Annotated in this window: 1 pseudogene; it reads right to left on the bottom strand. The window is 56.1% G+C overall.

What is annotated here, in order from left to right:
* Positions 1-121, bottom strand: a pseudogene (locus P0G09_RS20385) (thioredoxin-disulfide reductase); the annotation flags it as partial.
* Positions 122-289: the final 168 nt, after the last annotated feature.

Genomic DNA, 289 nt, shown 5'->3' with positions numbered 1-289 from the left:
TCTTCTCCGCCAGAGAGAAGCCGTCGATCCCGTCCTCAAAGCCGGGATAGTTGTCGATCTGCTCGGTCAGGGCCATCTGCCCACCGGCGGACAGTTTTTCCAGCACGATGGTGTCCAGCCCCGTCATTGCTCTGATCATGGGTGTGATCGGTCTGATCTGCTTCCGCTTTATGGTCACGAACACAAAGGTGCGTGTGGGCACCACGATTACGCTGAAAGAGGATGCACCGAAGTTCAACATCGTGAAGGCGTTCAACAACTTTATCCATAATCGCCCGGCTGTGGGCGC

This window comes from Faecalibacterium sp. DFI.5.82, from assembly GCF_029076575.1.
Lineage (GTDB): Bacteria > Bacillota > Clostridia > Oscillospirales > Ruminococcaceae > Faecalibacterium > Faecalibacterium duncaniae.
This window is presented reverse-complemented; position numbering and strand designations above follow the sequence as displayed.